Source organism: Pseudoalteromonas sp. APC 3893, from assembly GCF_030408095.1.
Lineage (GTDB): Bacteria > Pseudomonadota > Gammaproteobacteria > Enterobacterales > Alteromonadaceae > Pseudoalteromonas.
In genome coordinates, this window is record NZ_JASDCD010000004.1 from 162,050 (window position 1) to 187,276 (window position 25,227).

Sequence of the window (25,227 nt, forward strand, 5' to 3'; positions counted from 1 at the left end):
TATGGCAATAAAAAACCGCGACTAAGCGCGGTTTTTATTTAATTAGACTTTGTATTAAGAACCAGAACCAGAGCCTGTGATTGGTTGTTCTACAACCTCACAGGTAACTGGGAACTCAATATTTACAGTCTCAGAAGCTGAGGCCGTGAAATCTAAATTGCTATATTGACCAGTAGTGAAGTTATAAGCGCTGGCTGTGTAATCACCAGGTAATAAGTTCTTAGAAGCGTTACCGCTTGAATCAGTATATGCATAGCCTTTGTAAGCACCAGATTGGTAAAAATAAACGATAGAAGAGGTTGCTGTAGGTGCAGGCAACACCACGTCAGGTTCTTCGTTATTACATACTAAGCTAGTTTTAACTGGCTGAGCTACAGGTAAAATAGGAGCCGTGTTTAAAACAATCGTTTTACCTTCAAGAGCACAAATATCATCAATTTTTAAAGTTGATGTTGTAGCATCTACAGGGTTATTTGCATCGCCTTCAATACCATCAATAATATTTTCACCATCATTTAAGAATTGCATATTTACAGCAAATGCAGGCGGGTTATATATGGTATTTGTATCGTAAAATGAAAACTCATAGCCAGATTTCAATACACGGTAGCCACCAGCTTGTGATTCAACTAATAAATCGAATGGAATCGTATTAGATGAGCCGTCATTGAATTTAATATCAAAAGTAGCTTTGTTATTAGCACATTGGCCGAAATTAGGCTCACGCCAGTTAAAATAATCCAAATTCCAGTATGATAAGTGATCAACATTTACAACAACATCCCAAACTTTAGGGTTGTCGGCATTTTCTTTAGTAACACCGTAACTTTCAAATGTCCACTCATCTAAATCTTCATCATAGCTCCAAACTGGAATTATATGATTTTCGTCTATTTGAATAGTTGAATATTTAGTAGTAGAAGAAGCAACACAGGCGCCGTCTTTAAAGTATGCACCATTTGTAGCATTAGCACTTGCAGTGGCAAATGCCTCAACATCCTCTAAACTGCCTGAATAAACCATTGGACAAACATTATTAGTGTTTTTATCAACTTGCATTGTTACTTCAATGTTATTGCCATCGCCGAAGTTTTTAACTTTGTTGCCATCTTCATCAGTTAATTCAATTGCAACAAAACCGCCTGTTGTGAAAGCACCTTGAGTTGTATCACCATCTACCGGAACAGCTAGGTTTAAGCCGCCAGGGAAATAATCAAGAGTAGAATCAACACCAGAAGTTCCTGTAGTTGCTGTTGTTGTAGCTTCATTACTAAAGAAGCTAACAGCTAGTTTAGGAGCTGAAGTAAGAGGTTCGTTATTTGCGTCTCGCATTTGAGAACCGCTAGGAATAGAAACTTTAACACCACCAGCATCAGTATTCGCTTCTTCTTTATCTACAGAACGTGTAAATGTAAGAGGCATGTTGTCGGATGTTTGAATTGTACCATCCGTGTAATCTACAGTCACTCCATCCGCTGCAAGGCTTGAAAGCTCTTCTTCAGCAGAAACAACAGCAATATCAACATCATCTAAATTTAAATTACGAGGAGTAAGTTTAACAGTTGCATTGACATTAGATTCTTCATTATTTACAACGATTACAGTGTTGTTTGTAAAATAGCCAGGCGCTTTAACATTAACTTTGTAAGTTAGCTCTGAAGAAATATCAGTGACAGCTGCGGCAAACAAGCCTGAGCCATTAGAGATTGTTAGAGATTCTGGTAATGCTTCACCATCCAGGCCAAGTAAAACATCAGAACTACTACCTTTAAGTGTAATAGTTACAGGTGCTTCCTCAGTACCGACTGGCTCACCTTTGATATCCCTAACAACAACAGTTAATGAACCTGGTTGTTGTGCAACAACTTGGTCAGTGGGAGGTAATGCCACATCTTGTGTTGGTGTAGGTATTTCTGGTTCAACATAATCATCGTTATCGTTGTCACTGAAACAAGCTGTTAAGCTCGCTGTTAGGCCAAGAGCTAGCGCTAGCTTGGTTAGCTTGAATTTATTATTTCCCATAATCGTTACCTTTCTTTCCTTTCTCTTTAAAGTAAACAGACTTAATTGCAGTTCTAAATGTATCACTCAAAGTTCCGGAAAATGGTACTCTTGCTATGATACATAATTAGTTAATGAAGGATAAGCGCACATTATATATACGTCAAGTGAACATTATATATACTTTCATTAAATAAATAAAAAAATTGTAACCGGCGCTACTTTAAATTTGAGCTCTACAATAGAAATGCTATTGATTGCTTAGCGCCGTATAAGTATATGCTAATGTAAATCGCATACCATGTAAAACTTAACATCGTCATTTTGATATATAAATGTTGCAAAACTATGTAGAGCTAATAAAGAAAAGCTAAAAAGCGTTCCTTTTTTGATAAAAGAAGAGTTAGCTTTCTCAAATTTGTGAAAAACTCTCTACGTAATCACTTAGTTTGTCTAGGTCTACTACCTTTAAACCGCCGTTTGCTCTTTCAACTAATCCTTTTTCAACCAGCTCTGAAACAACTCGTCGATATGCTCGCTCAGTTGTGGCAAATCGCTCTGCCTCTGCATTTACTGTTGGGTATGCTCTAAGTAGAGTTGGGTTATTGTTTTCTGCGCGTAATAAACAGTCTTTTGCAATGTTGTAGCCTAGCGGAAGCAGTAGTTTATCAAGGTTTATTTTTTGATTTTCTTGAAATTTTGCGGCAATAGTTTGTGCTGTATATAAGCTTAACTCTGGTTTGTCGAGCAACAATGCACGCCAGTGTTTAAGCTCAATTAAGTTGTAACTAACATCACTAAAGCACGTAACCGTATAGATACATGGATTATTATTAAGTGCTTCAATTTCACCAATCAAAGTATTGTTACAATCTAGTTGGCCTAATAATAGGCGCCGACCATTACCCACATCATAGCTAAACGATATAGTCCCGCTTCTGACCAAAACTAATTTGCTCAGAGGTTGATCTTGATGGATCAGTACTTCTTTTTTTGATTGCTGATAGCGACTACCTGCAAATGTTAAAAGTTGATCAACCAAATAACTAGAAAAATGATATTGAAACATCAAGTATGCTCTTCGGACAATTGTCCTATTTATTACACCTTAATGACGGTAGCATTAAGACTCTAAGAATTTACGCTAACTTACTAACCTGTTTTGAGTCATTATGACCAAAATAGGTTTGATACCTTTATATCCCGTGTAATGATTATTAAAGTAAGCCTTTTGAGGTTACTTTGGGTTTTGAGTAAGTTAGCTTTTTTATACCGCGATTACACTGTTTCATAGAGTGTAAAATAGCATTACCTATAATGCTAACCTAAAGTATTGGAGAGAACAAATGAGTTGGGAATATTTAGGTTATATTGCCTCGGCTTTGCTTGTTGCCTCTCTTACTATGAGTGATGTTGTAAAGCTACGCTGGTTTAATTTAGCGGGCTGTGTTGCATTTACTTTTTACGGTATTGTGATTTCAGCTTGGCCTGTGGCAATTACAAATGGTGTACTTACTTTTGTTAATATTTACCATTTAGTTAAGTTGAGTCAGCAAAAGTCAAAACCAGCAGAGTAGTTTTTATTCTGCTGAATCGGTTTTTTTGTATTTCAGCTCGCCGGCAATCCATGTTTGCTCTACTTCAATTTTAAATATATCTTCAATCGGTACTTTAAAATAATCTTTATTGATTAAAATAAAATCAGCCCACTTTCCTTGCTCTAAGCTTCCTAATTTAAATTCTTGATGCGCAGCGTATGCAGCACCTAATGTAAAAGCATTAAGTGCTTCTTCACGTGTTAGTGCTTCGTCTGCACGCCAGCCATTTTTAGGTAATTGATTATGATCCATTCTAGTTATGGCGGAATATAGCCCATCAAACGGGTTTGCTAATTCAACAGGGTAGTCAGAGCCAGCGGCGACTACAGAGCCTTGCTCTAAGAAGGTTCGCCACGCATAGGCGCCAGCCAGTTGTGAGTCAGTTAGTCGTTGCTCTGCCATATGCATATCTGAGGTGGCATGCACAGGTTGCATTGAAGGGATAATCTTTAGCGTTTTAAAGCGTGGGATATCAGTTGGGTCCACTATTTGCGCGTGCTCAATTCGGTTTCGTAATAAAATACCGCCGGTTTTTTTAAATACATTTTCGTAGGCATTTAACACAATTTGATTCGCCTTGTCGCCAATCGCATGGGTATTTGCGCTAAAGCCATTTTCAAAGCTAAGGGTAAAAAGCTGCTCTAACTTTTGCTGATCTTCTAGCATCAAACCTTGATGGTTTTTTCTATCGGCATAATCAGCAAGTAGGGCTGCCCCTCGGCTACCAAGGGCACCATCAGCGTATATTTTTACACTGCGAATTAACATGTAATCATGCAAGTCTTTGTAGCGTCCAGCTTTAAGCATGGTTTCAAGCTCTGGGGACGCTGCACTTAACATAGCCACAATACGCAGTGGTAACGTACCTTGCTCAGCTCGTTGCTTATAGATCTGCCATGTTTGCTTATCGATACCTGCATCATGAGTAGAGGTAATACCTAAGCTTAAAAGGTGCTCCCCAGCCATGTCCAGGGCTTGGTTAGTCGATTGCACGGAGCTTTTGGGAATGACCGCATTGATTAAGCTCTCTGCTTTATCGATAAAAATACCATTTGGCGAGCCTGTAGCTGTTTTGATAATTTCGCCGCCTTCAGGTGTCAGTGTCTTAGCTGTTATGCCTGCAAGCTCCATGGCTTTGCTATTAACCCATATTGCGTGCCCATCAACGCGAGACAGTATAACGGGTTTGTCTTTAACGATTAGATCTAAATCAGCAGCCGTCGGGAATTGCTTGTTAGGCCATAATTCTTGATTCCAACCGCGGCCGATAATCCAGCCCTGCTTATTTTTGGCAAAGCTTGCTAATTTAGTCTGAATACTTTTAATAGAGTCACTACCGCGCAAATCGAGTTGTGATAAGTTTTTCCCAAGACCTATAACATGGCCATGTGCATCTATCAGACCTGGCAGTAATGTTTTTTGCTGTGCATCAAACGCGGGGGCGCGAGGAAAGCTATTTTTTAGTTCATCGTTACCTGTTTTTACAACTTTTCCATCTTTTATTACAAGCGTACTAAATTGTTTTAATTTACCTTTGTAGGTCGGAGTATAGCCATTTGCGTTATAAATTACTGTCGTATCAGCGAAAGCAAACAAAGGAGTTAAAAGTACTATTGCAAGTAAGTGCTTCATTGTTAATTATCTTTTTAACGAGTGATTTATAAACACTATCAGAGAATGAACAACCAGCAAAATATTTAATAAATTATTATATAATATTGATGCTTATCGGCTATGCTTATGAATTAACGTTAAAATAATGAATAAGTCGGAACTAGCATGAAACTCAACGAACTGGCAATGCGCAGTAAATTTATTTTGTTATCTGCCATAATTTGCATTATTTTTATTATTGCAATGATATTTATTAAGGTTGCAAATAATCAAATCGCAAATGGGTTTGATAGATTTTATCAACATAATTTTATGGTCAGTAAACTTAGCGCTGAGCTTAAAGAAGCTCAAGACGGCATTATAGCTGATATTCGTGGTTTACAAGTCGTATATTTATTAGGGCTAAATGAGCAAGCACCTGAACTACTGGGTAATATAGACAATAATATCGTGAAGACAGGTCCTTTAATTGAGCAAATCAATCAGGTATACATTGGTGATGCAAACTTATTGATAAAGTTAAAAAACTATTCAACGCGTTATGAAGCTGCCGCTCTGAACTTTAAACAGGCAATGGAGTCATCGTCAGATAATAAAGCTGAATACTCAATTTATCGTGAATTTGTTGATTCGCATTTAGCTTTGACAGAGTTTTTCGAACGCTTTGAACAAGCCAACACCGCACAAGTTCATCAGTCACAGCAGGCGGCGCAAGACTCTATTCGTTTTGCCAATAATATATTTTACCTATCAATTGTAATTGCTATCGGCTTAGCTATTTTATTTAGTCATATTTTGTCGCAAAAAGTTGTGCAAGGTTTAACCGTCGTAAGTCAAAGCGCACACGCTTTGCAACGCGGTGAGTTAGATCAGTACTCAGCGGTTGCCGGTGAAGATGAGGTGGCTGATTTGAGTCGAACACTTGATGCGACGATTGCTCATTTAAATACTACTTTGATTAGCATTTATTATAGCGTTGGAGAAGTTAATAATCACAGCAGTGAGTTACTTACTGCAAATACGCAAATTCAAGGCGCTACATCTGAAGTTTCTGATCATACAACTCAAGCGGTTACAGCGATAGAGGAGTTATCAGTGACAAGTAAAAGTATCGCGGTTAATACGGCTGAGTCTGCAACGGCTTCTGATGGCATGATGAAACTTGCTAGCAGTGGCTTAGAGGCATCAGAACAAACGAAAGAAGCGGTAAGCCATTTACTTGGCACCTTAAATGACACGTCAGAAGTGGTTGATAAACTACAAAGTGAATCCAGCAAAATTGAAACTATTTTGGATGTAATACGTAATATTTCAGAGCAAACTAATTTGCTTGCTTTAAATGCAGCCATCGAAGCGGCTAGAGCTGGTGAGCAAGGGCGCGGATTTGCAGTCGTGGCCGATGAAGTACGAACTTTAGCACAGCGCTCTCACAGCTCAGTTAATGAAATCGAAACTATGCTCGGACAGTTACGTTCAGCCAGTCAAAATGCAGTTACTATGATGGCTGATAGTACACGTGTTGCGGCACAAGCCGAAGATAAAATGGATGAAAGTAATAGTTTGCTTAAAGAAATCATGGAGATGATTAACCAAGTAAATGATCAAACACAACAAATTGCTACTGCTGCAGAAGAGCAATCTGCGGTGGCTGCTGATATTAGTCAGAATATGCATACTATTCATACTTTGACAGAGCAAACCGCAGAGATATCTCAGCAAACAGCAGAAACAAGTACTAAAACTGCACAGCAAAGTCAGTCTGTATTAGAGCAGGTGGAATACTTTAAATTAAGTTAAAGACAGATTAACCCACAGAGCTTTTTACTTTGTGGGTTATCTTGGTTTTGAATGAAAGGGTCATTGATTAAGATAAACAGTAAACTCAGCTAGTGAAAGTCGGTTGTCTTTATCTGAGTCGTAGTTTTTAAAGCGTGACCACAGGGCTGGGTCTTTGGCTGACTCTGAACGAGTTAATAAGCCATCATCATTTCTGTCCAATGCTTTGAATTGTTCGGCTATGCGGTTACTTGTTGCAAAACTGCCACAACTGGTTGTGAGTAATGCCATTAAAAGAGTCTATTTAAGTTTATTCATACGGTTAATATAAGTTGTTAGTTAAAAATTGTTTAAACTCAAGTAAGGAAATTCGGTTATCGCGATCTTTATCCCAATTAGAGTAGCTGTTAAGTAGTTGTGGCTGAGGTTCTAGCTCTGCATGTGTTAAAAAGCCATCCTTATTTTTATCTAAGTGATCAAACCTTTGCTTCACGTCAAGTGCCAAAGCGTTGAAGCTGAACCCTACTAGCAAGCTACAAAAAACCATTATGTTTTTCATAATTAATTCCTTTAATTGAGCTGTAAAGCAATAAGAGTAAAGCATTTGCCATAATTTAAGTCCCAACAATAAATCCATTTACACACTCCCTCCGGGATTATGGCAAATACTTTAATGCGGTTTAAATTTTGAACTGAGTAAACTCTTTTTCAGAAAGTACTTCATCTTGGTTTTCATCAAGATCACTAAATTGTTTAAATAAATCATCATTTTGTTTAGCTTCAAGTAATGAAATTACACCATCGGAGTCAGTATCAAGTTGAGCAAATCTCACGTTTAATTGAGATGCTAAAACCGAAGCACTATTGGCCAAAAGAAGCAACGAAAAAGCAGCAAGTAATTGTTTCATAAAACTCTCCTTATTGAAGAAATTGCTTAAATTCGGCAAACGAAATCTGACCATTTTGGTCTTTATCTATTTGCTCAAAGCTTTCATGTAACACAGCGTCTTCAGAGGCTTCACTTTCGCTTAATGTGCCATTGCTATCCTTATCTAGCTCTGCAAATGTGGCCTGTGCGTCTAATGCAAATACATTGCAGCTAATTAATGCACTTAAATATATTCCTAGTGATGTAATTACTTTCATTTGATTTCCTTATTAATAATATCTCTGATTAATACATAACAAGATCAGTGCCAAAATTGATAACCTATTAAAATCAGAGGTTTAGTTGGTTTGACTGTAAATAGGTAAGAAAAATCTACTTAGTTGTGTGTCTTTTTTGCAACAGGAGTAAAGGTAAGTAGAACTTTTATTGAAAAAACAATATATTAGCTTGTCTCAATCTAGCGGCATTGCTTATACTGCAGTGCTGTATCGGTTTTATTCAATATGTCTATAGTCAAGTCAAATACAACTGACAGGTTGTCATGGCTTGGGTATATTGATTCAGCTAGTGTATAAGTAGGCTAGTTAATAATGATGAGATTAGAGTTTAGGAGTAAATATGCCAGCCTCGTTTGCACAAAAATATAAAGCAATTTTAGCGTGGCGGCCAAACTTGATAGGGCAATTTTTATTTAGTACGTTACTTTCGCTCCTTCCTTTATCGTTAGTTGTTATCGTATTTTTGAATGCACTTAATAAGCAACTTGCTGTAACCCAGCAAATAGTGAGTGATAACTACCAAATATCTAAATCCTTTAATAATCTGAAACAAGATCTTAATAGCCTAGAACGTGCTACCCGCCAAAACTGGGTGCTTAAAAGTGCTTCATTAGATGAGTTAATAATTGATAAGTGGCAATCGTCGTTACAAAGTGTCGATGAATTAATATTTTTAAGCGCAAGGGAAAACTATAAGCAGCAATGGCAAAAATTGTATGATGAACTCACCACAGCTCACCAAAAGTTGGTAACTGAAAACTTACAAGATGCTCAATTATTCATACCAGTGAGCGAACTTGTCGCACAGCAAACATTATGGCTACGCGACCAAAACGAAAAAAAAATAACAGATAATCAACAGCAACTAAAGGTACTACAAAACTCATTTATTAACTGGTTAGTGGCACTTATACCGTTAACCTTGTTAGTGAGTGGCGGCTTTTTATGGCGTATAAGTGGTCGCTTAAAAGGCCTGACATCAGTTATTGATAAACTAGGGCAAGGGCATTGGCAGCAAAAAATTGCGGTGCAAGGCTCAGCAGAGCTTGTTGAGTTAGGAAATAAATTACAATGGGTACAAGCGCAACTGCATATGCTTGAACAGCAAAAAGACACTTTTTTACGTCATGTAACCCATGAACTTAAAACACCACTTGCCTCTATGGTCGAAGGCACTGATTTGCTAAGCGACGAGATTGTTGGGCCTATCAACAAGGAACAGCAAGCCGTACTTGAATTAATAACACAAAGTATGCTGCGTTTACGCACTATGATCGATAGCTTATTAAGCTATAACGCAATTCGTACCAGCAAAGACAGTATCAATGAAATTGAGTTTTCTCATCTAATTAATAAAATTAATAGCCATTTTGAGCACCGCTTATTAGCACGCGAACAAACATTGAGCTGGCAATCAAGTTTACCTGCTCAACCCATTGCGGTGGCTGCTGAGCTAATAGAAATGATATTGATACAATTAATTTCCAATGGCTTAAAGTTCTCCGATAGTGGTGGCTGTGTCAATATTGGATTATCTCAATCAGAAGGTAAATTAGTAATGGTAGTGAGCGACCAAGGTTGTGGTATTCAAGAGCAAGACAAAGTACAAATTTTTAGTGCTTTCTACCAAGGAAAAAACGCCAAAGATACCACGGTTCAAGGGAGTGGTTTAGGCCTAACCATTGTCAAAGAATCAGTAGAGCAATTACTGGGCACTTTAAAAGTAGAGCATAACGAACCAAGCGGGTGTCGTTTTATTATTCAAATACCAATAAATAAAACCAAAGGAGTTAGCTAACATGGGCGTGCACTTTAAGACCATCTTATTGGTTTGCATCACCAGTATTGGCCTGACAGGCTGTGAGTTAACAGATGAAACTGTACAGCAAGAAGTAACTGAAACTAAACCTAAACCTGAGGCTATGGCCCATACGCAATCAAGCGATGCATTACCAAACCCAAAGCCGAGACCAAAAACGGACCCTTTCTATCCGCCCGCTGATGTTCTAATAGGTTGGCATGCAAAAGCGTGTGGAGGTTTTAATGTTGCAACAGATAACAAGGAGTTTGTAGGTGCGAAAGATATTCAGCAATTTTTTAATTTTAGCTGTAAAAATAATACCCTGGCCCCTGAAGAAGTGTTAACTAAGCTATTAAAGCTTGATCAAGCTTATTATTGGCCCGATGATATTAAACAATATTGGTGGTTGCAGAAGCAGCAAATTAAACAGCAAATTAATGCGAAAAAACAACAACAGGCGTTGAGCGATAAAATGCAAGAAACCTTATCGTCATTAGCTGCAATTGAACAGCAACTGCTGTTACGCGAAGAAACCAAGGAGCAGTAACATTATGTCGACTCAATCACCTCAAAATGCCCGCGTTCTATTAGTTGATGATGATGCCAGCTTACTTAAATTACTGTCTATTCGTATTGAATCTAAAGGTTATCAAGTCACAACCTGTGAAAGTGGTATGGCGGCGCTGCAATTACTTAAAAGCCATGTGTTTGATGCCGTTATTACCGACTTACGCATGGACGAAATGGATGGTATGGCACTTCATCGTCAGCTGCAAAGCCGCTATCCTGCTTTACCCGTTATTATGATGACAGCCCATGGCTCAATCCCCGATGCGGTAGAGGCCACGAAGCAAGGTATTTTTGCATTTATTACCAAGCCCGTTGATAAAGACGAGTTATTTGACAGTCTTGCAAAAGCTATTGAAATTCATGGGTTAAATGGTGAAGACCAAGCTTCAAGCAGCGCCATTGTAACTCGTAGCGGCGCGATGCTGCATTTACTTGAGCAAGTAAAGTTACTAGGTCCAACGCAGGTTAATGTACTTATTTCCGGTGCTAGCGGGACAGGTAAAGAGCTACTTGCTAATGCTATTCATCAACATAGCCATGTTAGTGAAGGGCCATTTGTAGCCATTAACTGCGGCGCAGTGCCAGGGGAGTTACTTGAATCAGAGCTGTTTGGTCATAAAAAAGGTGCGTTCACAGGGGCTGTAAAAGATCATCAAGGGCTTTTTCAACAAGCGCAAGGAGGCACGTTATTTTTAGATGAAATAGGTGATATGCCATTAAACTTACAAGTTAAGTTATTACGTGTATTACAAGAAAAAATTATCCGCCCAGTGGGTTTTCAAGAAGAAATACCGATTGATGTGCGAATTGTTTCTGCAACACATAAAAATTTACCTGATGCGATTACAAACCAGCAGTTTAGGGAAGATTTATACTACCGTTTAAATGTTGTGAACCTTAAACTACCAGCGCTAAAAGAGCGCCGTGAAGATATTAGCTTACTAGCGCAACACTTTAGTGCCATGATTGCAAAACGTATGGGGCAAACACAAAAGCGGTTTGCTACTGACGCCATGCATGCATTAGTCCGCTACGATTGGCCGGGTAATATTCGCCAATTGCAAAATGTGGTTGAGCAAGTAGTGGCTCTTTCACCTAGTGAAGTGATTTCAGTACATCTGGTTGAAAGTGCGCTGAACAGTAATGAAACCAATGTCGAGCCGCTTTCTCTAAACGACGCTAAAAAAGAGTTTGAACGTGATTACGTTATAAATACGTTAAAAATGGCGGGCGGTAATGTGGCAGAAGGAGCCAAGCTTGCAAAACGAAATCGCTCTGATTTTTATAAGCTAATAAAGAAACACAACATTGATGTTGATAATATTTTGTAGGGGTAAGAATGCAGTTATTTATGGTGTATTTGGGTGGCAGAATTCAGGGTTGCCATATAGAAATGCACGATGTGCGATTTGTGGTAGGTGAATCAATAGAGCAGTGCTATACAAAACTTAAAAGCCAATGGGTTGGTGATAAAAACAGTGTGCATATGGACAGCTTTATGGCAATAAAGCACATTGATGGCTATCAAGTTGAGGTTGTAGAACAGCCTGTTGCGCAGCAAGAAAAACTGTTTTTTGTGAATTTAGGTGCGTATCGCGCTGATAGCCTAGCTGAACAACATGATTTTGCTTTGTATGTAGCAGATAACGCTGAGCAAGCTAAACAACGGGCTAAAGAGCATTTGTTAGCGGGTTTAAGTCATTTGCATAAAGATGACTTGCATGATGTGGATGACTGCTTTGCTATTGATTTACTTGATAGCCAATTACATATTAAGCTGACGCCAAGTGGACAATCTCAAAAAATCAAACCTGATTGGTTTGGTTATCATATTTTATAAGCCGGGGTTTAAGTAAGCGGCTAATCGTTGTCGCTTTGCTCTTGGCGTTCTTTATCTTCACTCTTACTAGCAATCTTAAAAGCAATAATAACAAAGCCAAACATGGCGAAAGGCAGTGCTGCGAGCAAGTACTCAGTGAGGTTGCTGTCAGCGAAACTCGCTTGTAATAAAAAGTGCCCTGCAACGCAAAGTACAATCACAATAAGCAGAATAGGGAGTAAAATAAGTTCTTTTTTGGCTGAGTGGCTTTTCATTGTCTGGCATAGCTTTTTCAAGGTGCGCCATTGTAATGAGCAAACCGCGTTTAGGTCAAATAACTTGGTTGGAAAATGTCACTACCTTGTGCTGAATCAAGCTTTTTAGTATCGGTTTCATTATCAGTGTAACTACCATCTTCTTGCTGCTCATGGCGGTAGAGTTCGAATATAAAATCAATTTCTTCGCGTTTTAATACAGTTTGCATTCTAACCTCCTAATTCAGCCCTCATGTTTAATGTTAGCCAGCTTATGCTGCTGAGGCTGAATTATAAGTGAATACTTATTGAGCAAATTGTGTAGAAGTGTAACTATCAGCTCTTTTGAGTTATGTCTTTAGATAATGGCAATCGAACAATAAATTCTACGCCATCATTTTGTTGATTATTGAGTGCCGTTACACTGCCTTTATGATATTCACATACTAAACGGGCAATGTATAAACCCAAACCTAAATGCGGTTGCTGCTGCAGTTGCTGGCTACGTACTGATACCATTGAGTCAAAAATATGCTCAGCGAGCCCTTCTGGCAGTAACGGGCCCTTATTTTTAACGGCCAGCACAGCATTATTATCATCTTTTTGTAAAGTGATGCTGATAGCATGATCATCAAGGTTAAACTCCAGCGCATTATTGATAAGTTTATCGAGTAGTTGCGCGATAAACTCAGGCGCACCAAGCATAGGCATTGGGGCATCATGAATATCGAGTTTAAAAGCATGATGCGGATAAGTGAGTTGATAGCCTTGCATGCAACCGCTAATTACTTTTTGCAAATCAAATAACTCAGGCTCATTACTTTGAATACTTTGCTCAAGACGGGTGGCTTCGCTCATGGTGGTAATTATTTTGCCTAAGCGCTCAACCCCTTCACTGGCCCGATCAAGGTATTTTTGGCTGAGCTCAGATTGTGGCTGCATTTGTAGGTTCTCCAAAGAGCTACGCACTACAGCAACAGGGGTTCTTAATTCATGAGATAGTCGGGACGACATGGTTTCTAGGTAATTAGTGTAGCCACCAAGACGACTGACAATATTGGCAAAACTACGCGATAGGTCGCCAATTTCATCATTTGAATCTGAATAGTTAATAGTGCCTGTAACTCGCCCTTGTGCATCAATTGCTTGCTCTGCGGTATCACGTAGGCGCCTGATACGGCTTGATATGCGAGATGCAAAAAAGAATAAAGTTACAGTGCCGATTAACATTACCGCCAAAATGACATTAAACAGCTTCTCTAGAGACTTATTGCGCAGAGTCCGAACGCCATTAGTGGTTTCTTCAGCAATCACGGCGCCAATTACTTTGTCTTTGATCCAAATAGGGTAGGCAGCAGATAAAATAACGGCTTTGTTATCAGGAGTGAGTCGCCATGATGATGCAGGTGAACCACTGAGCGCTTTAGCTATATGAGTGCCTTGCATAGCAGCAACATCGTGCAGAGTATCCAAAAATTCGTTTTCAGGACGAGTAAGCACTTTGTAATACAGTGGATGTAAGTAATTTTTTTCAAATCGTTGCCACCAAGTTGCTGCCGGTTTATCGGTAATACCGTCAGCCCAGACGCCATCCGCATGGTGGATAGAGCCTGATTGCGCCAGTACGCGGTGATGATTATCAACCACCCAAATGCGGCTGCCGCTGTGGCCCATACCTTTTAAAATACGATTTATTTCAGGTGAAGGGACGAGCACTGATCCTATATCGCTCGGGTTAAGAATGTTTGAGGTTGACATTAATTGCGGTTCAACCTTATTTGTATCCCAATCCTCAATTGCAAACCCCAGCTTATTACCTAACATGCTTAACGGGAAGCGTAGCTCGATATTGTAGCCTGTGGCAGTACTAGCAAAATAACCCTGAATTTTAGTGAATGGTTTATTGGTTTGTGCATCAAATGCATTGACCCAGCCATCTTGGCGAGCTGCGACAATATAGTGTTTAAATTCACCCTCGGGGGTTTTTAACATGATTTGTAAGTGATCGTTTCGGGTTAAACTTAAGCTATTTTTAGCGCGATAAATGAGTGACTCATCTGTTACTTTAAAAACCGCATATAAAAACTCGCCATATTTACCTACCATATGATCAAAAGATAGATCAGTGCTTTGATGATCGGTTTTATCACCTTGTAAATATCGCTCATCATAATGCCAGATTAAATTTTGATAAGGCTGCCAATCGGATAGCTTACCATCCAGTTGGATCGGATTACTGAGGTTATAGGCATACAGATCGCGGCCTTTAACTACTTGATCTAAAAAGTTACTTTGTGAATCAAACAGCGCGGGACGTTCATGTAATGCAGTTGCAAGTGCGCGTGTGGTGCCTACGAGTGTTTTTTCTTGGCCTTGGCGTAAAAATTTTTCCATCTCCCATACATATTCATAACCGAGCCAGGGCAGTAAAAATAAAAAGCACGACAGCAATATAAACTTACTGCGTAGGCCAAAACGCAGCATTACACCTGCTCCCAGCGGTAGCCCATACCATATACGGTATCTATGCAGTCAAACCCAGTATCTAGGGCAATAAACTTCTTACGAATGCGTTTTACATGGGAGGTAATGGTTGAGTCATCTACATAAATTTTGGCGTCACTCATCAATTCGTTACGACTTTTAACATGCCCTGGTCGTTGTGCTAGAGAGTGCAGCATCCAAAATTCTGTCACTGTTAAATCAACTAATTGTTGCTGCCAAAATACTTGCATACGTTTGGTGTCTAATGTCAGTGGACCTCGGTTTATTAAAGCGGTTTCATCAGCGGGTTGTTCTAGCGCTTCCATACGTCTGAATAATGCGCCAATGCGGGCTGCTAAATGTGCCATGCTGATATCTTTGGTTAAGTAGTCATCAGCCCCCATACGCAGGCCACATACGGTGTCTATTTCACTATCACGAGCGGTTAAAAAAATAATCGGTAATGTTTTAGACAGCGTTCGCAACGTTTGACACAGTAAAAAACCACCATCAATTTCATGGCCTAGGCCAATATCAACAATGGCTAAATCAGGTAGTGCGTCTTGAAAAGCATGCTCTGCTGTTGCTCTATCGCAAAAGCCACTAACTTGATATCCCTGTGCACTGAGCATCTCCATGTAGTTTTCGCGAATGGCTGTTTCATCTTCAATAATGGCTATTTTTTTCATTCTTCCCACCTTCGAAGCCCGTTTAAATCAACCGAGCCTGTAATTCTCTATACGCACTATACCTAATTTTTTTCCTTGGGTACTGACAAAAAGGTAATTGCCATTTTTTTGCCACAATTGCTCAGCAGTTTGCCTTTTTTGCTCCCCTTTGTTGCCACTTGCAGTTGTTTTAATAACACCATCCCAATTACAGCAGATGCCAACCAACGTTTGCTGAACAAATGAATAAACAATTAAGTACAAAGGAATAAATCATGAAAAAACTTATTATCGCATGCACCATCGCAACTTTATTCGCAGCGCCTAACTTTGCTCATGCAAACAATGAAGAGAAAAAAGAAACTCACCAAGAAACACTTATAGGCCTTAGCACAGGGGCTATTTTAGGCGGTATCGTCGGCGGCCCAGTTGGTGCATTTGTTGGTGCTTTTGCTGGTGGCTTAATTGGCGACAAAGAAGTTGCCGAAGATAAAATTGCAGAGCAACAACGTGCGCTTGTTGTTATGCAAGATAAAACGGATGATTACCATCATGTACTTTCTCAGAATGCGCAGTTAAGCGAACAACTTGATCATCTTGAGCAAAATAATGAACGTTTGGCGCTGGCGCAAATGAATAATCTAATGGCGATGACCATTCAATTTAAAACCGGATCAAGTGAAATAGCCCCCCATTTTGCAAGTCAGCTTGATCAACTCGTTAGCTTGTTACAAAGCCAACCTGAATTGCAATTAGATTTAAATGGTTTTGCTGATCAACGGGGTGATGAATTAGCTAACTTAACCTTGTCAAAACAGCGAGTATCTGCTGTGCAAAGCTATTTAATTAAACAAGGCATTAGTCATACCCGCTTAACGGCGAACGCCTTTGGTGAACAACAAACAGTTGCAGATAGCGATAGTTATGAAGATAACGTATTTGATCGCCGCGTAACTTTAACTACTCGCCCAAGCAATCACTCTCAAACTGCGAGTAATTAATTTAGCGCTATTAACCTCACCCATCAAGGGAGTGATTTTATGTTGAGTAAACCAAGCAAAGTGCTTACCCGTGTTCATTTTAAGGCGTGGGTAAGCCTTTTTATTCTTATTATGTTCGGTGCTTGTAGTGTCACTGTGGCAGCAGCTTCACCTGAACTTAAAATGTATGACAGTCAGGGAGCGCCAGTAACGCCGGGTATTATATTGCAAAGTGATGCAAAAATGACGGTAACGGGTCTGATAAACCACGTTATTGTGACTCAGTATTACCGCAACGAAAACCTGTTTGCAGTGAATGCGCGTTATGTATTTCCACTGCCTGATGAAAGTGCGGTACATGCAATGACTATGCGTATTGGCGAGCGTATCATTAAAGGCCAAATAGACAAAAAAGAGCAAGCAGAGCAGCGTTTTCAACAAGCTAAAAAAGCAGGAAAGCAAGCTGCTATCGTTAGGCAGCAACGGGCAAATATGTTCACTACAAATGTCGCTAATATAAACCCAGGCGAAACAATTATTATCGAGCTTGAATATCAAGAAGTGATTGATTATCGCAGTGGCACTTTTTCGCTTAGGTTTCCGACGACGATAACACCGCGTTATCATCCACTTAATGGCGAATTATCAGCTACAAACGCTGAAAATAATAAAGCGGGTAACACACAGTTAGCCCCTAATGGTTGGATCAGCCCGATTTATCAAAAATCAATTGAGTCGGATTCTCAACGTGGAAAATTTAGTTTAACTATTAATATCGATGTTGGATTGGAATTGGTTGATATTGAATCTAAATACCACCAAATTGCAGTAACTAATCCTCAGTTTGGGCATTATCAAATTGCACTTGATGAAGGCAACGCCGTTAACCGCGACTTTTTACTGGAATTTAAACCACTGCAAAAAGAGCAAGCGCAAGCTGCGTATTTTACTGAGCAGTTGGAAAATGGTGAACGTTACGGTTTATTAATGCTGATGCCGCCGGATGATCATTTTACCCAAACGCAAAGACTGCCGCGTGAAATGGTTTTTGTAATTGATACCTCGGGCTCAATGCATGGTCAATCTATGGAGCAGGCAAAAAGTGCGTTGTACTATGCATTATCCTTACTCGATGCAAACGATAGCTTTAATATCATAGGGTTTGACGACCAAGTAGCACCGATGAGTAAGCATTCGGTTGCAGCCAATGATTTTAATCTGCGCCGAGCCAAGCGCTTTGTTTACAACCTACAAGCTGATGGCGGTACTAATATTGCTGGTGCGTTAGATGCGGTGCTTGATAACAGTGAGCAAGATGGTTTTGTGCGCCAAGTGGTATTTTTAACTGATGGCAGTGTCAGTAACGAAGCTGAACTATTTACACATATTCGTATGCAGCTGGGTGATACGCGTTTATTTACAGTAGGGATAGGCAGTGCACCAAATAGTTACTTTATGCGACGTGCTGCTGATGTGGGTCGAGGAACATTTACTTTTATTGGTAGTACACATGACGTACAACCGAAAATGCAGCAGCTATTTAATAAACTGGCTCACCCTGCAATCACTCAGTTAACTTTGCAAAGTAATGATAAGCAACTTGAGTATTGGCCATCACCGTTACCTGATTTATATTTTTCAGAGCCAGTTATGGTGGCTATTAAATTAACAAGCAATGAGGCTGTGAGTCTACTTGGTCAAACAGCGCAAGGACCACTTAATTTAAAGCTTAATGCACAGCAAGGTCAAAATGCAGTGGGCATAAGTCGATTATGGGCACGGCAAAAAATTAAATCGTTATTACTTTATAACGATAAGCAAATAGTAAAAGAGCAAGTTCAAAACCTAGCTTTAGAGCATCAATTACTAAGCCCGTTTACTGCATTTGTCGCGATTGAGCAAACAGCAATAAACACACCTGCTGAACACGATGTACAAGTGGCAAATCAACCAGTGCAAGGACTCACCATGCGATTGCCGCAAACTGATGGGCAAAGTAGATTACACATGTTATTGGGTTGCATTTTACTCACTGGGTTTGTTTTTTTAAGAGTCAAAAAATGAAATTCTGGTTTAGTGTTTTCATCCTGGTGTTAGGTGTTGGTTTGTTCTCGCATGGCAGTTATATACAAGCAAAGGCATGGCTTGCTCAGCACTTGATTGAGCAAGCATGGCAACAAGCGTTAGTTACACCGAATGAACAAGTAAAACCTTGGTTTTACGCTGATAGCTATGTCACAGCACAACTTAATTGGCCAAGCCGAGGCAAAACGTTATCGATTTTGGCAGGAGCAAGCGGCCGTAATTTAGCCTTTGCGCCAAGCCATTATTTACCAAGCGGTGAGCTTGGTTCAGAACACGGCGCCTTAATTGCAGGGCATAACGATACCCACTTTACCTTTTTACAAAAAGTTAAGGTGGGCGAACAGTTTAGCTTACAAACTCAAAGCGGGAATATTGTGCAGTACCAAGTGCGTGGGGTTGAAGTAATTCATCAATCCCAACATGCATTTTTACAGCGCAGCGGCTTGTATTTATTAACCTGTTACCCTTTTGATTCATTAGCCTCTGGCACTGATTTAAGGTTATTGGTTTCAGCCGATAAAGTCTCGTCATCAACATCGACTACCAGCTCTTGATGGCGTTGGCTTACCATGACCCCAATAAAAACTACAGCAATACTTAGCCACTGTCCCAATGTAAGTATTTCACCTAAAATGATGGCGGATAAAATTAACGTGAAAATAGGAATTAAATTAGAATAGGCCGCTGCCGTTAGCACTGATACTTTACTTATGGCGTAGTTATACATGCCATAGCCACCTAAAGTCACACACGAACCAAGATATAAAATACTTAATAGAGCGGTTAAGTCGTGTTGGTTTTCACTTGGTAAATCAATGAATAATAAAAAAGGCGCAAAAAACAAACTGCCGCTAAAACCTTGTAAAGCAATGAGCGTTAAAGGTGAGTAACGCGCCGTTAAGTGCTTTACCGCCACGGTATAAAACGCTGCACAGACCATCGCCATAAGCTCTAAAAAGTTGCCTAACAGTGGATTAGGAGCTTGCTCAGAAGTTGGAGAAAGTAAGGTCAATAAAATACTGCCACCAATGCAAAATGTAAAACCAATAACAATGGCTTTACTTATGTATTCTTTAAGCATAAAAAACGCTAAAAAAGCCACTATGATCGGTAAGCATGACACAATAACACCGGCTTGTGAGGCCGAGGTATATTCCATTGCGTGGCCTTCAAATAAAAAGTACAAACAAGGCTCGGCCAGCGACATCCCAAGCAGGTACTTCCAATCACCGGAGCGGTATTCAAAACGAATAACATAACGCCATAAACACAGTGCCAGCATTAGCGTTGTTAGCATGCGTAAAAAAATCACCAGCGCGGGGTCATAAATAGCAATTGCATACTTGAGTGCAATAAACGAGCTACCCCATAAAAAGGTGGCAATAATTAAACATAAACTGGCAGGCATGATGAACTCTTACTTTAAATTCAGATGAATAAATTAAAATGCGATCCTAGCATGAAATTTTTTAACTTGTTCAAAAAGCGATAACTGGTATAAATAAATCCTTCATCTTTTGTGTAGTAAGTAGCAATGCATAGGGCACAGGTAATAGTAGTTAAGCTGGGAACGAGTGTGCTTACCGGCGGCACTGATAAACTCGACAAAGCACACATGGTTGAACTTGTTCGCCAATGTAGTGAGTTAAAAAAGCAAGGCCATCAAGTTGTGATGGTTTCAAGTGGGGCTGTCGCGGCAGGTCGTGAACAACTCATTAAACCGTGTGGCCGCTCTGTTATTGATAAGCAAATGTTAGCGGCTATCGGTCAAGGGCAGCTGATCCATATTTGGCAAAGCTTATTTGCATTATATGGTATTAATGTCGGCCAAATGTTGTTAACTCGTGCTGATCTAGAGGACCGCGATCGTTACCTAAACGCGAGAGACACATTAACGGCTTTACTCAGTCATGATGTTGTGCCAATTATTAACGAAAATGATGCCGTTGCAACCAGTGAAATAAAAGTGGGTGATAATGACAACTTATCGGCACTTGTCGCTATTTTAGCCAATGCAGACAAATTACTGTTATTAACTGATCAAGAAGGGCTCTTCACCAGCGATCCTCGCACAGATGCAAGCGCACAATTGATTGAACAAGTAAGTCATATTGATGATGAGCTACGTCAGCTTGCTGGTGGCAGTGGCACAAATTTAGGCACAGGCGGTATGGCAACTAAGCTGCAAGCAGCTGATATAGCACGCCGTGCAGGAGTCGAAGTGGTTATTGCCAAAGGCGCTGGCAAAAATGTTATTTTAAACTGCATGAGTGAGCAATTACCTGGCACTCGATTTTTAAAATTAACAGCCCCTCGCGATGGTCGTAAAAAGTGGTTATTAGCCGGGCCAAAAAGTAATGGTCAAATTGTTATTGATGATGGTGCAACGGCTGCAATTAAGCACCAAGGGGCTAGCTTATTAGCAAAAGGTATCCGCATCGCAAAAGGTCAGTTTAGTCGAGGAGATTTAGTTGACTTAGTTGATTTAAACTATCAACTGGTAGCGCGTGGGGTGGCACGTTTTAATAGTCAAGAAGTCGATAAAATCAAAGGCTGCCACTCTACTGAAATCGTTAAGTTATTGGATTTTGATTGCGGTGCAGAAGTGATCCATCGTGATGATTTGGTACTTTTTTAGCATATAAGACCCTAGTTATTTAGTAAAATTTAAATACTGACCTAAACTTAATTAAATGTATTGTTTAGGTTTATTTTAGATGACTAACTCGTGCGGGCATGAGTGGGTAGTCTCAATTACACAGCAAGAGGAAGAGTCTGATTTAGATAGGACTCTTTTGTCTGCAATTATAGAACTTCCTGCAATTAAAAAATTTGCATTGTATATTAATAAATACTCTGGCAGTGATGGCTCACTGGTATTAGTCAATCAAGATTCACTGTTGGAGCGATTAGATAGTCAAGAACTTACGACCATTTTAAATAAAGTGGCAAAAAATAAAGTATGCATCAGCAGTGCCTCCAGTCATTACACTAGTTATATTCCAGCGTATTACTTAGGTGAAGTCATTGGCGTTTTACTTGTTGAATCGGAACATAAACTTCCCGAAAGAAGCTGTATGCTTGCCGTACATGTGCTTAACGTTTATGCCAACCAATTGGCATTAATTCATCGCTCTCGGTTAGACCCTCTTACAGAGCTTTTAAATCGCCAAACATTTGATAAAAAAGTCATAGAGATTATCTCGGGTGACACATTTATCACTTCTTCTGGGGCGTCTGCGAAGCTGTCTTATTGGTTTCTAGCTCTGTTGGATATTGATCACTTTAAGCATGTAAATGACAACTTTGGCCATGTTATTGGTGACGAAGTTATTTTACTCGTTGCTCGGTTGTTAAAAGATAGTTTTAGAATTGATGATATTATATTTAGGTATGGCGGTGAAGAGTTTGCGGTGTTGTTTCAAGCGAGTGATGAGCATGAGGCACTAAATATACTTGATCGGGTACGCTGTAATGTTGCTGAATACCCATTTCCACAAATAAATAACTTAACTATTAGCGCTGGATTTTTAGCGCTGAGTGAAGTAGATATGGTGTCAGCATTAGTTCATAAAGCTGATCTTGCGTTGTATCACTCGAAAAATAATGGCCGTAACCAAGTAACCGCTTATAATGAACTGGAGATAGAGCAAGAGTCCGACGTTGTTGACGACGGTATTGAGCTTTTTTGATGCTATTTTATTAGCTGTTATGCTAAAATCCATGCCCTCAAATTTGTTGTTAAATAGGGTAATAAAATGAAATTAGTTCGTTGGCTTTTAGGTAGTTTAATCTTATTCTTTGATTTTATTTTTACCCCGCGTAGTAAAAAACGCCCAGAAGGCGAGCAAGCTATGCTCGATCAAACAACCAGCCACTTTAAGCTTTATCAATTTAAAGCCTGCCCTTTTTGTGTCAAAGTACGCCGAGCAATAAAGCGACAAGGTTTAAAAGTCGATACGCGTGATGCGAAGAATAATCACGGTTATCGCCAAGAATTATTAGAGCAAGGTGGTAAAATTAAAGTGCCTTGCTTGCGTATTGAAGAAAATGGCCAAGTTAATTGGTTATATGAATCAAACGATATTATCACCTATTTAGATAAAGTCGCGGCATAACGCGCGCTACCACTTCGAAAATTGCCCTTGCTATGCTAGCATTTGGGCAACTTTTATAGTCCTTTTTAAAGAGAATATACCATGACAATCCGTACTCGTGTTGCTCCGTCACCTACTGGTGACCCGCATCTTGGCACTGCTTATATCGCCTTGTTTAATTACTGCTTTGCTAAACAACAAGGTGGTGAATTTGTACTTCGCATTGAAGATACTGACCAAGTTCGTAGCACGCCAGAATCAGAACAAGCGATTATGGATAGCTTGCGTTGGTTAGGTCTTGAGTGGGATCACGGTCCTGATGTAGGTGGTGAATTTGGCCCTTATCGTCAATCAGAGCGCAGCGATTTATACAAAAAGTTTGCACATCAGTTAGTTGACGAGGGTAAAGCATTTTACTGCTTTGCAACCAGTGAAGAGCTTGACCAAATGCGTGAAGAGCAAATGGCTGAAGGTTTGCGCCCTAAATATGATGGTCGTGGTTTAAAGCTAACGGAAGAACAAATTAAAGCGAATATTGAAGCGGGTAAGCCGTATGTTATTCGTATGAATATTCCGTCTGAGGGTACCTTTAAGTTTAACGATTACTTACGCGGCGAGATTGAGATCCCATGGGAAAATGTAGACATGCAAGTGCTGTTAAAAGCAGATGGCTTCCCAACGTACTTCTTAGCGAACGTGGTTGATGATCATCACATGGAAATTAGTCATATTTTCCGTGGTGAAGAATGGATAAACTCAGCGCCTAAGTTGCTAAAATTGTATGAAGACTTTGGTTGGCAAGCACCAGTACTGGGTCACTTACCATTACTGCGTAACCCTGATAAATCAAAGCTATCAAAGCGTAAAAATCCAACCTCAATTAATTACTATAAAGAAATGGGTTACTTACCAGAAGCGGTACTAAACTACTTAGGTCGCATGGGGTGGTCAATGCCTGATGAGCGTGAAAAATTTACCCTTGCAGAAATGATTGAACACTTTGATATGAAGCGTGTATCACTGGGCGGCCCAGTATTCGATGTAGATAAGCTAAGCTGGTTAAACGGTATGTGGATCCGTGAAAACCTAACAGATGCAGAGCTTATTCAACGCTTTGTGGATTGGAAGTTTAACGGCGATATGCTTGCTAAAGTCTTACCTGAAGCGAAAACACGTATCAACACACTATCAGATATGGTTGATCTTGCAGGTCACTTTGTGGGTGGTATTCCACAGTACGACCCTACGTTATTAACGGCTGGTAAAGCGGATGAAAACGTTATTCGCCAAGCGTTACAGTTCTTTATTTGGCAACTTGAAGGGCTACGTAGCTGGGAAAAACCTGAAATATTTGCTATTGCTAAAGCCGTAGCAACTTTCCATGAGTTAAAGATCAAAGACTTTTTGGAGCCAATCTTTGTCGCTATCACTGGTAAAACGTCATCAACGTCAGTACTTGATGCAATGGAGATTTTAGGCTCTGATTTATCACGTGCTCGTTTACGTGTTGCATTAGCTCATCTAGGTATTTCTAAAAAGCAGGCTAAAAATATTGAGCGCGCTTATCGCGAATACCCAAGCGCTTAAATTATTAATGTGTTAAATATAGCCGAGCTAATATGCTCGGCTTTTTTATCAGGTTATTAATAATCATATGCTTGGCCTACACACCTTTGCCCTTTATCGCATTCATTGCTGTTATTGCTGTAATCATGACATTGTTCGACTAAGTATGCGTTAGCACCAAGACGTAATATATCTTGTTTTAGGTTATCAATCGCTAATCCCTTCAGTTGAGATATTTCATATTGTTCGTAGCCTAGAGGGTTGTATGGTAGACAGCTAAACCCTGTAGCTGTTCCAATTAACTTCGCACCACTTTCATTAGCCTCTTGCCCTGAATAAAACTTATAAAGCCCATGGTGCGCAACCTCGTTTGCTATATAATTTTCATCTAGGTTAGTATGAAAAGTAAAACTTGAGCAACCCGAAAGGCACAATAAAATGGACTGAAAGCTCAGTAATGTGAATTGCCGAGCTTTTTCCACAAACTTTTTTTGTAGCACTGCATATAAATTTAAAAGAGTGCTCAGGCTCAAGCACCTGTACGTTAAACAGTATTTGAATTGAGGTAGCATCTTGTTCATGAGTAAAAACCTATAATCTGTTTTGAAGTGTTTGTTATTAGGTTTACAGACTTTTGATAGTTATTGTCAATAGCAAGCGAAGAGTTTTTAGACGTTAACCAAATTAAGTGCTAAATATTAAAGCGTGATGCCGTATTTTATTTAATACATGGTCGTATCTTTAAGG

At 39.6% G+C, this 25,227-nt stretch carries 26 protein-coding genes; 13 read left to right on the forward strand and 13 right to left on the reverse strand.

The window, feature by feature from the left end; all coding sequences use genetic code 11:
• Nucleotides 1–54: 54 nt before the first annotated feature.
• Entirely contained in the window at nucleotides 55–2,022 is a 1,968-nt protein-coding gene (locus QMA12_RS08150) for a hypothetical protein (protein WP_290209191.1), read from the reverse strand.
• Between the two features lie 391 nt (nucleotides 2,023–2,413).
• Nucleotides 2,414–3,070 (reverse strand): Crp/Fnr family transcriptional regulator, encoded by a 657-nt coding sequence (locus QMA12_RS08155; protein WP_087532800.1) that lies wholly within the window; start codon nucleotides 3,068–3,070, stop codon nucleotides 2,414–2,416.
• A gap of 238 nt (nucleotides 3,071–3,308) precedes the next feature.
• Here QMA12_RS08155 and QMA12_RS08160 point away from each other — a divergent pair, with 238 nt between their 5' ends.
• Entirely contained in the window at nucleotides 3,309–3,578 is a 270-nt protein-coding gene (locus QMA12_RS08160; RefSeq protein WP_290209368.1) for a YgjV family protein, read from the forward strand.
• Nucleotides 3,579–3,581: 3 nt separating this feature from the next.
• On the opposite strand, the gene QMA12_RS08165 is transcribed toward QMA12_RS08160, so the two are convergent.
• Entirely contained in the window at nucleotides 3,582–5,231 is a 1,650-nt protein-coding gene (locus QMA12_RS08165; protein ID WP_290209196.1) for an amidohydrolase, read from the reverse strand.
• A 147-nt stretch (nucleotides 5,232–5,378) separates the two neighbouring features.
• Between QMA12_RS08165 and QMA12_RS08170 the strand changes: the two genes are divergently transcribed.
• Complete coding sequence (locus tag QMA12_RS08170) at nucleotides 5,379–7,010, forward strand: methyl-accepting chemotaxis protein (protein ID WP_290209198.1); 1,632 nt, start codon at nucleotides 5,379–5,381, stop codon at nucleotides 7,008–7,010.
• A 60-nt stretch (nucleotides 7,011–7,070) separates the two neighbouring features.
• On the opposite strand, the gene QMA12_RS08175 is transcribed toward QMA12_RS08170, so the two are convergent.
• From QMA12_RS08175 to QMA12_RS08190, 4 genes are all read right to left on the reverse strand, one after another.
• The gene (locus QMA12_RS08175; protein ID WP_290209200.1) at nucleotides 7,071–7,280 is read right to left on the reverse strand and encodes an EF-hand domain-containing protein; all 210 of its coding nucleotides are present in this window, start codon (nucleotides 7,278–7,280) and stop codon (nucleotides 7,071–7,073) included.
• 31 nt (nucleotides 7,281–7,311) lie between these two features.
• A complete protein-coding gene (locus tag QMA12_RS08180) occupies nucleotides 7,312–7,548 on the reverse strand; it encodes an EF-hand domain-containing protein (protein ID WP_290209201.1) in 237 nt (78 codons plus the stop codon).
• 121 nt (nucleotides 7,549–7,669) lie between these two features.
• Complete coding sequence (locus QMA12_RS08185) at nucleotides 7,670–7,897, reverse strand: hypothetical protein (protein WP_290209203.1); 228 nt, start codon at nucleotides 7,895–7,897, stop codon at nucleotides 7,670–7,672.
• 10 nt (nucleotides 7,898–7,907) lie between these two features.
• The gene (locus QMA12_RS08190; protein ID WP_290209204.1) at nucleotides 7,908–8,135 is read right to left on the reverse strand and encodes an EF-hand domain-containing protein; all 228 of its coding nucleotides are present in this window, start codon (nucleotides 8,133–8,135) and stop codon (nucleotides 7,908–7,910) included.
• A gap of 361 nt (nucleotides 8,136–8,496) precedes the next feature.
• Here QMA12_RS08190 and QMA12_RS08195 point away from each other — a divergent pair, with 361 nt between their 5' ends.
• From QMA12_RS08195 to QMA12_RS08210, 4 genes are read left to right on the forward strand one after another with little or no spacing between them, the layout of a single operon-like run.
• A complete protein-coding gene (locus tag QMA12_RS08195; RefSeq protein ID WP_290209206.1) occupies nucleotides 8,497–9,954 on the forward strand; it encodes a HAMP domain-containing sensor histidine kinase in 1,458 nt (485 codons plus the stop codon).
• Between the two features lies 1 nt (nucleotide 9,955).
• Nucleotides 9,956–10,504 carry a hypothetical protein gene (locus tag QMA12_RS08200; protein WP_290209208.1) on the forward strand — a complete coding sequence of 183 codons (549 nt, stop codon included), beginning with the start codon at nucleotides 9,956–9,958 and terminating at the stop codon, nucleotides 10,502–10,504.
• A gap of 4 nt (nucleotides 10,505–10,508) precedes the next feature.
• Entirely contained in the window at nucleotides 10,509–11,858 is a 1,350-nt protein-coding gene (locus QMA12_RS08205) for a sigma 54-interacting transcriptional regulator (RefSeq protein WP_290209210.1), read from the forward strand.
• Nucleotides 11,859–11,866: 8 nt separating this feature from the next.
• Complete coding sequence (locus QMA12_RS08210; protein ID WP_087532809.1) at nucleotides 11,867–12,367, forward strand: DUF1543 domain-containing protein; 501 nt, start codon at nucleotides 11,867–11,869, stop codon at nucleotides 12,365–12,367.
• 20 nt (nucleotides 12,368–12,387) lie between these two features.
• Here the strand turns inward: QMA12_RS08210 and QMA12_RS08215 are convergent, their stop codons facing one another.
• The 4 genes from QMA12_RS08215 to pdsR all read right to left on the reverse strand — a co-directional run bounded on the left by QMA12_RS08215 (nucleotide 12,388) and on the right by pdsR (nucleotide 15,773).
• The gene (locus QMA12_RS08215) at nucleotides 12,388–12,621 is read right to left on the reverse strand and encodes a hypothetical protein (protein ID WP_087532810.1); all 234 of its coding nucleotides are present in this window, start codon (nucleotides 12,619–12,621) and stop codon (nucleotides 12,388–12,390) included.
• A 50-nt stretch (nucleotides 12,622–12,671) separates the two neighbouring features.
• Nucleotides 12,672–12,830 carry a hypothetical protein gene (locus tag QMA12_RS08220; protein ID WP_290209213.1) on the reverse strand — a complete coding sequence of 53 codons (159 nt, stop codon included), beginning with the start codon at nucleotides 12,828–12,830 and terminating at the stop codon, nucleotides 12,672–12,674.
• A 106-nt stretch (nucleotides 12,831–12,936) separates the two neighbouring features.
• Nucleotides 12,937–15,084 (reverse strand): proteobacterial dedicated sortase system histidine kinase, encoded by a 2,148-nt coding sequence (gene pdsS / locus QMA12_RS08225; protein WP_290209214.1) that lies wholly within the window; start codon nucleotides 15,082–15,084, stop codon nucleotides 12,937–12,939.
• On the reverse strand, nucleotides 15,084–15,773 hold the full coding sequence (gene pdsR / locus QMA12_RS08230) for a proteobacterial dedicated sortase system response regulator (protein ID WP_290209215.1): 690 nt from the start codon (nucleotides 15,771–15,773) through the stop codon (nucleotides 15,084–15,086). The genes pdsS and pdsR overlap by 1 nt, the downstream gene beginning before the upstream one ends.
• 254 nt (nucleotides 15,774–16,027) lie before the next feature.
• On the opposite strand from pdsR, the gene pdsO reads away from it, so the two are divergent.
• The 3 genes from pdsO to QMA12_RS08245 are packed head-to-tail and all read left to right on the forward strand — an operon-like array spanning nucleotide 16,028 to nucleotide 19,371.
• Entirely contained in the window at nucleotides 16,028–16,753 is a 726-nt protein-coding gene (gene pdsO, locus QMA12_RS08235; protein WP_290209217.1) for a sortase-associated OmpA-like protein PdsO, read from the forward strand.
• A 39-nt stretch (nucleotides 16,754–16,792) separates the two neighbouring features.
• The gene (locus QMA12_RS08240) at nucleotides 16,793–18,796 is read left to right on the forward strand and encodes a marine proteobacterial sortase target protein (RefSeq protein WP_290209219.1); all 2,004 of its coding nucleotides are present in this window, start codon (nucleotides 16,793–16,795) and stop codon (nucleotides 18,794–18,796) included.
• Nucleotides 18,793–19,371 (forward strand): class GN sortase, encoded by a 579-nt coding sequence (locus QMA12_RS08245; RefSeq protein WP_087532815.1) that lies wholly within the window; start codon nucleotides 18,793–18,795, stop codon nucleotides 19,369–19,371. The genes QMA12_RS08240 and QMA12_RS08245 overlap by 4 nt, the downstream gene beginning before the upstream one ends.
• On the opposite strand, the gene QMA12_RS08250 is transcribed toward QMA12_RS08245, so the two are convergent.
• Nucleotides 19,278–20,225: a DMT family transporter gene (locus tag QMA12_RS08250; RefSeq protein WP_087532816.1), complete on the reverse strand. Its 948-nt coding sequence runs from the start codon at nucleotides 20,223–20,225 to the stop codon at nucleotides 19,278–19,280. The genes QMA12_RS08245 and QMA12_RS08250 overlap by 94 nt on opposite strands.
• Before the next feature lie 126 nt (nucleotides 20,226–20,351).
• Between QMA12_RS08250 and proB the strand changes: the two genes are divergently transcribed.
• The 4 genes from proB to gltX all read left to right on the forward strand — a co-directional run bounded on the left by proB (nucleotide 20,352) and on the right by gltX (nucleotide 24,501).
• Nucleotides 20,352–21,455 carry a glutamate 5-kinase gene (gene proB, locus QMA12_RS08255; protein WP_290209224.1) on the forward strand — a complete coding sequence of 368 codons (1,104 nt, stop codon included), beginning with the start codon at nucleotides 20,352–20,354 and terminating at the stop codon, nucleotides 21,453–21,455.
• 79 nt (nucleotides 21,456–21,534) lie between these two features.
• Nucleotides 21,535–22,509 (forward strand): diguanylate cyclase, encoded by a 975-nt coding sequence (locus tag QMA12_RS08260; protein WP_087532818.1) that lies wholly within the window; start codon nucleotides 21,535–21,537, stop codon nucleotides 22,507–22,509.
• Between the two features lie 66 nt (nucleotides 22,510–22,575).
• Entirely contained in the window at nucleotides 22,576–22,935 is a 360-nt protein-coding gene (locus QMA12_RS08265) for a glutaredoxin (protein WP_290209227.1), read from the forward strand.
• An 81-nt stretch (nucleotides 22,936–23,016) separates the two neighbouring features.
• On the forward strand, nucleotides 23,017–24,501 hold the full coding sequence (gene gltX, locus QMA12_RS08270) for a glutamate--tRNA ligase (RefSeq protein WP_290209229.1): 1,485 nt from the start codon (nucleotides 23,017–23,019) through the stop codon (nucleotides 24,499–24,501).
• Nucleotides 24,502–24,557: 56 nt separating this feature from the next.
• Here gltX and QMA12_RS08275 read toward each other — a convergent pair whose 3' ends face one another.
• Complete coding sequence (locus QMA12_RS08275) at nucleotides 24,558–24,962, reverse strand: hypothetical protein (protein ID WP_140394318.1); 405 nt, start codon at nucleotides 24,960–24,962, stop codon at nucleotides 24,558–24,560.
• Nucleotides 24,963–25,227: the final 265 nt, after the last annotated feature.

Bases quoted from the DNA above. Each gene is read 5' to 3' on its own strand.
- QMA12_RS08150 (WP_290209191.1), bottom strand. From the start codon at position 2,022: ATGGGAAATAATAAATTCAAGCTAACCAAGCTAGCGCTAGCTCTTGGC.
- QMA12_RS08155 (WP_087532800.1), bottom strand. From the start codon at position 3,070: ATGTTTCAATATCATTTTTCTAGTTATTTGGTTGATCAACTTTTAACA.
- QMA12_RS08165 (WP_290209196.1), bottom strand. From the start codon at position 5,231: ATGAAGCACTTACTTGCAATAGTACTTTTAACTCCTTTGTTTGCTTTC.
- QMA12_RS08170 (WP_290209198.1), top strand. From the start codon at position 5,379: ATGAAACTCAACGAACTGGCAATGCGCAGTAAATTTATTTTGTTATCT.
- QMA12_RS08175 (WP_290209200.1), bottom strand. From the start codon at position 7,280: ATGGCATTACTCACAACCAGTTGTGGCAGTTTTGCAACAAGTAACCGC.
- QMA12_RS08180 (WP_290209201.1), bottom strand. From the start codon at position 7,548: ATGAAAAACATAATGGTTTTTTGTAGCTTGCTAGTAGGGTTCAGCTTC.
- QMA12_RS08185 (WP_290209203.1), bottom strand. From the start codon at position 7,897: ATGAAACAATTACTTGCTGCTTTTTCGTTGCTTCTTTTGGCCAATAGT.
- QMA12_RS08190 (WP_290209204.1), bottom strand. From the start codon at position 8,135: ATGAAAGTAATTACATCACTAGGAATATATTTAAGTGCATTAATTAGC.
- QMA12_RS08195 (WP_290209206.1), top strand. From the start codon at position 8,497: ATGCCAGCCTCGTTTGCACAAAAATATAAAGCAATTTTAGCGTGGCGG.
- QMA12_RS08200 (WP_290209208.1), top strand. From the start codon at position 9,956: ATGGGCGTGCACTTTAAGACCATCTTATTGGTTTGCATCACCAGTATT.
- QMA12_RS08205 (WP_290209210.1), top strand. From the start codon at position 10,509: ATGTCGACTCAATCACCTCAAAATGCCCGCGTTCTATTAGTTGATGAT.
- QMA12_RS08210 (WP_087532809.1), top strand. From the start codon at position 11,867: ATGCAGTTATTTATGGTGTATTTGGGTGGCAGAATTCAGGGTTGCCAT.
- QMA12_RS08215 (WP_087532810.1), bottom strand. From the start codon at position 12,621: ATGAAAAGCCACTCAGCCAAAAAAGAACTTATTTTACTCCCTATTCTG.
- QMA12_RS08220 (WP_290209213.1), bottom strand. From the start codon at position 12,830: ATGCAAACTGTATTAAAACGCGAAGAAATTGATTTTATATTCGAACTC.
- pdsS (WP_290209214.1), bottom strand. From the start codon at position 15,084: ATGCTGCGTTTTGGCCTACGCAGTAAGTTTATATTGCTGTCGTGCTTT.
- pdsR (WP_290209215.1), bottom strand. From the start codon at position 15,773: ATGAAAAAAATAGCCATTATTGAAGATGAAACAGCCATTCGCGAAAAC.
- pdsO (WP_290209217.1), top strand. From the start codon at position 16,028: ATGAAAAAACTTATTATCGCATGCACCATCGCAACTTTATTCGCAGCG.
- QMA12_RS08240 (WP_290209219.1), top strand. From the start codon at position 16,793: ATGTTGAGTAAACCAAGCAAAGTGCTTACCCGTGTTCATTTTAAGGCG.
- QMA12_RS08245 (WP_087532815.1), top strand. From the start codon at position 18,793: ATGAAATTCTGGTTTAGTGTTTTCATCCTGGTGTTAGGTGTTGGTTTG.
- QMA12_RS08250 (WP_087532816.1), bottom strand. From the start codon at position 20,225: ATGCCTGCCAGTTTATGTTTAATTATTGCCACCTTTTTATGGGGTAGC.
- proB (WP_290209224.1), top strand. From the start codon at position 20,352: ATGCATAGGGCACAGGTAATAGTAGTTAAGCTGGGAACGAGTGTGCTT.
- QMA12_RS08260 (WP_087532818.1), top strand. From the start codon at position 21,535: ATGACTAACTCGTGCGGGCATGAGTGGGTAGTCTCAATTACACAGCAA.
- QMA12_RS08265 (WP_290209227.1), top strand. From the start codon at position 22,576: ATGAAATTAGTTCGTTGGCTTTTAGGTAGTTTAATCTTATTCTTTGAT.
- gltX (WP_290209229.1), top strand. From the start codon at position 23,017: ATGACAATCCGTACTCGTGTTGCTCCGTCACCTACTGGTGACCCGCAT.